General features: G+C 40.8%; 6 protein-coding genes and 1 pseudogene. All 7 read left to right on the top strand.

The genetic code is table 11. The features are described 5' to 3' along the window. Positions 1–425 precede the first annotated feature (425 nt). The gene (locus V7K25_RS20295) at positions 426–848 is read left to right on the top strand and encodes a hypothetical protein (RefSeq protein WP_335160293.1); all 423 of its coding nucleotides are present in this window, start codon (positions 426–428) and stop codon (positions 846–848) included. 328 nt (positions 849–1,176) lie between these two features. Further along, complete coding sequence (locus tag V7K25_RS20300; RefSeq protein WP_335160294.1) at positions 1,177–1,422, top strand: DUF1902 domain-containing protein; 246 nt, start codon at positions 1,177–1,179, stop codon at positions 1,420–1,422. Then, positions 1,423–1,620, top strand: a complete 198-nt coding sequence (locus V7K25_RS20305) for a type II toxin-antitoxin system HicA family toxin (protein WP_292832032.1) — start codon at positions 1,423–1,425, stop codon at positions 1,618–1,620. A 306-nt stretch (positions 1,621–1,926) separates the two neighbouring features. After that, a complete protein-coding gene (hflX, locus tag V7K25_RS20310; protein WP_335160295.1) occupies positions 1,927–3,642 on the top strand; it encodes a GTPase HflX in 1,716 nt (571 codons plus the stop codon). A gap of 14 nt (positions 3,643–3,656) precedes the next feature. Then, positions 3,657–4,529 (top strand): isoaspartyl peptidase/L-asparaginase family protein, encoded by an 873-nt coding sequence (locus V7K25_RS20315; RefSeq protein ID WP_335160296.1) that lies wholly within the window; start codon positions 3,657–3,659, stop codon positions 4,527–4,529. A gap of 159 nt (positions 4,530–4,688) precedes the next feature. Further along, positions 4,689–5,954 (top strand): ATP-grasp domain-containing protein, encoded by a 1,266-nt coding sequence (locus V7K25_RS20320; RefSeq protein ID WP_335160297.1) that lies wholly within the window; start codon positions 4,689–4,691, stop codon positions 5,952–5,954. Between the two features lie 11 nt (positions 5,955–5,965). Further along, a pseudogene (locus V7K25_RS20325) lies at positions 5,966–6,100 on the top strand (Tn3 family transposase); the annotation flags it as partial. Positions 6,101–6,223: the final 123 nt, after the last annotated feature.

Below are 6,223 nucleotides of genomic sequence, written 5' to 3' on the forward strand. Positions count from 1 at the left end.
CGGCAATCCCTTTTCTCCCGCCTTAAAATGATTATCATTCTTGAGAAAACCTGTCTCTTGTTTTTCTTGGAATAATTTATTCTTTGGAAGTCCCTAAGTAAGCCGGTAAGAATAAATCAAACTAGATTAAGTAATGTAAAAAATCTTGAGATTAGTTTGTAGTGAGCGGCTCCAGACCTCGAAAGAGGACTAAGACCCTCTCTACGAGACGCTGCGCCTAGCTTGCTCTTGCTTCCCCGCAGGGTAGACTATTCACGCCGCTCTACTTATACCAGAACGAGAAGGCGGTAAATAAGTCACCCATTTGGATGAGAAGCAATTCAACCATTTGAGTGAGTCAATTGTATGAGGTTAGTTTTTATAAATAAGGGAAAGCTATTAGTAGAAACTATCGATTCTACTTTACTCTAGTTAAGGAGTATGTTATGAAATTAACAACATTGATAAATTCTACGGTTATTATTGCCTCTCTTGCCCTCACATCTGGCATTGCTAGCGCTCAAACAGCCACAAATAAAAACTATATGAGTGCTGATGCAACTAGTGAGAAATCAATAAACACAGCAGTTAATCTTAATGCATTAGGCAGTAATTCCACCAATATTAGCTACATTAAACCCTTTAATCTTGTTAATCTTGCTTACCAAGGTGGTTTTAAGCAGCAAGGAGTTCCTAGTGGAGGAAGTTTTATTTTTGAAGTACAGCGCGGAAATATTACTCCCGAATATCTAGTCAAGACTGCGATCAATGCTCATAGGCTACCAGCACAAGTTTTAAGCGATAAAGATTACATAAGCGCTGTTAGTTCACAATTGGGGATATTAACCGGAATAAATTATCCTGTATAAGTACAGCTTTGCCTATGGCTATCTAATTGGATGAAATACAAGTTTACCTTTCTTTTGTCCCCTTCTACCTAAGCTGAGATAACCCCTATACCTTTAATGTATAGGGGTTTTAAATTAGGTTTTTTGGTTATATTTTATTAAGTAATAATATTACATGTATACTATCTGAAATTGAATTATGCCATTTAACTGTTGAGCAAAAGCGATCGCAATCCTATCTGAGATGTGAAAATTGTAACCGACACTGGTTGTTAACGTCCTTAACATTTTTAGGTTCAATTGTTTTAAACTTGAATTACCGTCGTAAATTTGTGTATAGCGCTCGATCATGACACAAAACACATTGAAAATTGATGCATTTTGGGATAAAGATGCAGAAGTTTGGGTAGCAACTAGTGAAAATGTACCAGGATTGGTAACAGAAGCTTCTACGATTGAGTCTCTTACGCAAAAGCTTAGAGAAATGATTCCAGAACTCCTTGTTCTGAATCAAATTGTGCCTTCTAATTATGTGGGTTCTATCAGTTTTGAATTAACCAGCCATCGACAAGAATTGATAGAGGTGGCTTCATAAATGAGTGTGTCTTTCACTCCTGAGTTGAAAAAGATGCTTGTAGAAGCTGGATGCTACTTTGAAAGGCAAGGTAAGGGAGACCATGAAATTTGGTATAGTCCAATTACAGACCGTCGTTTTGTAGTAGATAGTTATATCAAATCACGCCATACAGCTAACGCAGTTTTAAAGCAAGCAGGACTGTCTAAAGCGTTTTAATTTTAATAATTTTTGTGTCGAAAACCTCAATACTGGAAAAGTTGTAGATAATAGCGATCGCAAAAAGTAAATAGATAAGCATGAATAAACCTAACTATTTAAATATTTAACCCATAGCGGTATTTACACATTTACACCTTCATGTATATTTGTTGTTTGCTTGTATATTATGAACAATAATTAGTAACGTTATTTTAGGGCAAAAATAAACTAATTTGCTTATTTCGTTTGATAGAGTTAATTAAACTTTAACAAGGCAAAATATAGGATAGATAGCTAAAAAGCAAATTATCAACTTGTTAATTTATGCAAAAGATTTATGGCAATACTCAGGGGATAAAAGCTAGCCAAATAAAACAATTACAACGGCTTTACGAGGAAAATCAACCAGCAGATAGATTAATTACGCCGGAATTTGCCCAAGCTTTAGCTGCAATTACTAAAGAAATCCATCACCCGATTTGTTGTTATATAAATCGGCGTGGGCAAATTATCCGAATTGCTGTAGGAACACCAAATCAAACTCAAATTCTGGCTGAAGAATTACACCGCCGCAGTGCCGAACGCTTGAGCGGAATCCGTTGTGTTGCTACTCAATTTAAATCAGAACCACCCGATGAAGCATCGTTAATTGCAATGATGCGTCAGCGCTTAGATGCTCTTGTAATATTAATCGCAACTGATAGCGAAGTAAAAGAAGCTTTTCTAACTTACCTTTTCCCCGATAGGGAAAGTCCTTGGGTAATTTCACCTCCTCTAAGTTTAGATGACTTAACCGAACAAGAATTTGATGAGCTAGTTCACGAATGGGAGAGAGAAATTGCTGATGCTGGGGATGGAATATTCCTATCTCAAGAAGTTGTCTCTGACCAAGACAGGGTGCTGCTGGTGGGAGTTCAGACAGAAGATGTATTTGTCCAACGGTTTGAAGATGGGCTGGCAGAACTAGTGCGTTTGGTGGAAAGCGCTAAGGGTATTGTACTGGATACAATGCGGCAAAAACGCGATCGCATCCATCCTCAAACAGTAGTCGGTAAGGGAAAAATTGAAGAAATCACCCTTTTGGCTCAAAAACTAAGAGCTAATTTAATCGTTTTTGACCGAGATATTTCTGCATCTCAAGCCCGCAACTTAGAACAGGAAATTGGCATCCGAGTTGTAGATCGCACGGAAGTAATTCTAGATATTTTTGCTCAACGCGCTCGCACTCAAGAGGGTAAATTACAAGTAGAACTGGCGCAACTCGAATATATGTTACCTCGGCTACGCGGTCGCGGTCAGGAAATGTCTCGATTAGGTGCAGGAATTGGTACGCGAGGCCCTGGTGAAACAAAACTAGAGACGGAACGGCGAACAATTCAACGGCGAATTGGTCAACTACAGGAAGAAGTAAATCAATTACAAGCACATCGCGCCCGCATTAGACAACAACGACAACAGCAAGAAATTCCGGTTCTAGCATTAGTTGGCTATACCAATGCTGGTAAATCTACTTTGTTAAATGTGTTAACTAATGCAGAAGTTTACACCGCAGATCAACTATTTGCTACCCTCGACCCAACAACCCGCAAGGTAGTAATTACAGAACCAGAAACACAAGAACGTCGCTCGATTTTGCTCACAGATACTGTAGGGTTTATTCACGAACTCCCACCAGCACTGATGGATGCATTTCGCGCCACATTGGAAGAAGTAGTTGAGGCTTCAGCCATGATTCATGTTGTGGATTTGTCCCATCCAGCTTGGGAAAGCCATATTGCAAGTGTGCTGAAAATACTCGAAGAAATGCCTGAGATTCCAGAAAAAAGTTTGATTGCTTTTAACAAGGTTGACCAAGTAGATAGCGAAACCTTGGCTAGAGTTCAACAAGATTATCCCGAAGCTGTGTTTATATCAGCAACTCAGCGCTTGGGTTTAGAGACTTTAAAAATGCGATCGCTGCAATTAATTGACGAACCCGTTCAGGCGATGCCTGCGGCGCTGCCCGAAGCGCAGAACGCAGTCCCACAAAATTCATACTAACAAGAAGAAATTATATGACACCGACCATCATTGTTCACGGTGGGGCAAAAACCATCACAGATGATAAAGTTGCAGCTAACAATGCAGGCTGTACAGCAGCAGTAGAAGCTGGTTGGGCAGTGCTAATCAGTGGAGGTAGTGCCACAGAAGCTGTTGAAGCAGCCATTCGAGTTCTGGAAGCTGACCAGACATTTAACGCCAGTCTAGGCGCAACTCTCAACAGCGACGGAGAAGTGGAATTAGACGCGGCGATCATGGAAGGGTCATTAAGTTGGGGAGCAGTTGCAGCAGTTCAGGGTATCCGTCATCCTATCTCAGTGGCACGGAAGATTATGGATGACAAACCCAGGCTACTAGTGGCGCGAGGCGCAGAACGGTTTGCCGCAGACTGCGGAGCCGAAATGTGTAAAAAAGAAAACTTGATAGCTGATGAACAGTGGCAGCAGTGGAAGGAAGATCAGAAAGTTATCGATCGTCCCAACACCATAGGTTGTGTAGCTTTGGATGCTAGCGGCATCCTAGCTGCTGGCACTTCAACCGGCGGTACTACGAAGCAGCAACAAGGTCGCGTCGGTGACACTGCGCTTGTTGGCTGTGGCTTATACGCTGATAATAAAATCGGCGCTTGCTCAACAACAGGTGATGGCGAGTCCATTATCCCCGTGGTTTTGGCTAAAACTGCGATCGATTTTTTGAGTGGAGATAGACACCCAGATGAAGCCGCACAGATGGCAATTGATGCTTTAGTTTCTAAGGTTAAAGGTGAAGCTGGGTGCATCCTTATAGATCGTCAAGGACGTGTTGGCTGGGCGTATAATTCATCACACATGGCTTGCGCTTATATGACTGAAGGACAAGACAAGGTAGCTTTCTTTACCAAGAAATAACTCATACTAATTCCTAATGGGCTACGCTAAAGTAATAGGTAATTAATGAAGCTAAATTACAGCTTTGTTTTTTCAAGTTTGTGTTACTTGGAAATCCAGAAAACTTGTTTAATATAAACAACCGCATCCCTTTGTGGATGCGGTTTCTCGGAGGAGCAGATGTCAAAATACGACTTTCATTATTTTCAAGGGAGTACTCTTTCTGATCTGTTTGCTCAAGATATTACAGATGGATCTTATGGGTTTATTTTAAATTACCCTGCAACTGCTAGTTGGGCTGCTTACCCCAACCGGAACAAATATTTTATTCAAGATGGCAGTAGTGAAGCCACCAAAACCTCCTTCGACAAGATTTGTCAGAAAGAACCTTGGAAAAATTTGGCTGTATTAGGCGATCGCATCCCAGGAATTGTGACTATTCCGCCGCCAAAGTCGCTAATTGGCTACTGGCAAGAGCATTTCGACAGCCACTCCAATATTGAAATGATGGATTGCTCGACTTATCTGGATGATCTCAGCCATAGCGAACGCTTTGACAAACTCATTAGTCTATTTCCCTTTGATCGCCTCAAACCTGAAAAACACGCTGTTGATCCAGACACACATTACCGCTTACTCAGCAAAGTAACGCTAGCCGAATTGGGGGTGCAATGTCCGAAATACAAAAGCTACAATCTGCACCAACTCAATATCGAAGACATTCAATTACCACAATATCCTTACTTAATTAAAACCTCCCACGGACTCTCAGGAGAAGGCACTTATATCATCAAAAGTCCCAGCGATTTGAACTACTGCCTTGAAGAAATTAGGAAATATCTTGATATTAAGTTGCTTGATACGATTATTGTCTCGGAGTTCGTCAAGAATGAAGTACAGAATTACTGCGTACAGTTCTATGTCAACAAACTAGGAGAGATAACCCTCATCGGCAATACCAGCCAACTCGTCACTCCAGAAGGTAACTATTTAGGCGGACTGATTGATTACCGCAACACTGACATGAGCAAGTTCTTTGAGATGATTGCTAACGTTGGTCAGTATGCTCACAAACAGGGTTATTTCGGCGTGATTGGCTTTGATGTACTCGAAGATCAAGACGGACAATTGTATGCCATCGATGCCAATTTCCGAGTTAATGGCTCGACTCCGTTGTGCTTGCAGCGTAATACCCTGGTGGAATTGGGAAAGGGAATAGCTAAATATTCCAGTGACTACCGCATGGAAGGAACGCTGGATTCAATTTTAGTCACCTTAAAACCAGAACTAGAACGCAAAGATTTGATCATTCTGTCGGCTTTAGAGAAGATAAAATACGGAAAAATCAACACTGACATTTATGCGATCGTTACTGGAGAAAATACCCAGGAAATGCAGCATATCGAGCAAAAATTACAGAATAAAGGATTACAATGGCTTCCTTAAACAGCACCACTGCTGTGTTATCTCTGCATTTACTAGAGATATCTTTAGTATATATAAATACTTTAATGATTCAGCAGGTTTTGTCCCAACCACAATGGATGAAGTTGATGAAGTTGGAAGATTTGCCGACGCTTTCGCCTTTAATTTGAGGTCACGTTAATCCGGGTATCTTGTCCCTGGTGACAGCTTCGCTGACACTGTTGGCGAAATATTTCTTCACATTAAAAAGCGATAAAAATTAATCAATTTGGAGAAATCGTAAGTGACTT

Source organism: Nostoc sp., assembly GCF_036919495.1.
Lineage (GTDB): Bacteria > Cyanobacteriota > Cyanobacteriia > Cyanobacteriales > Nostocaceae > Nostoc.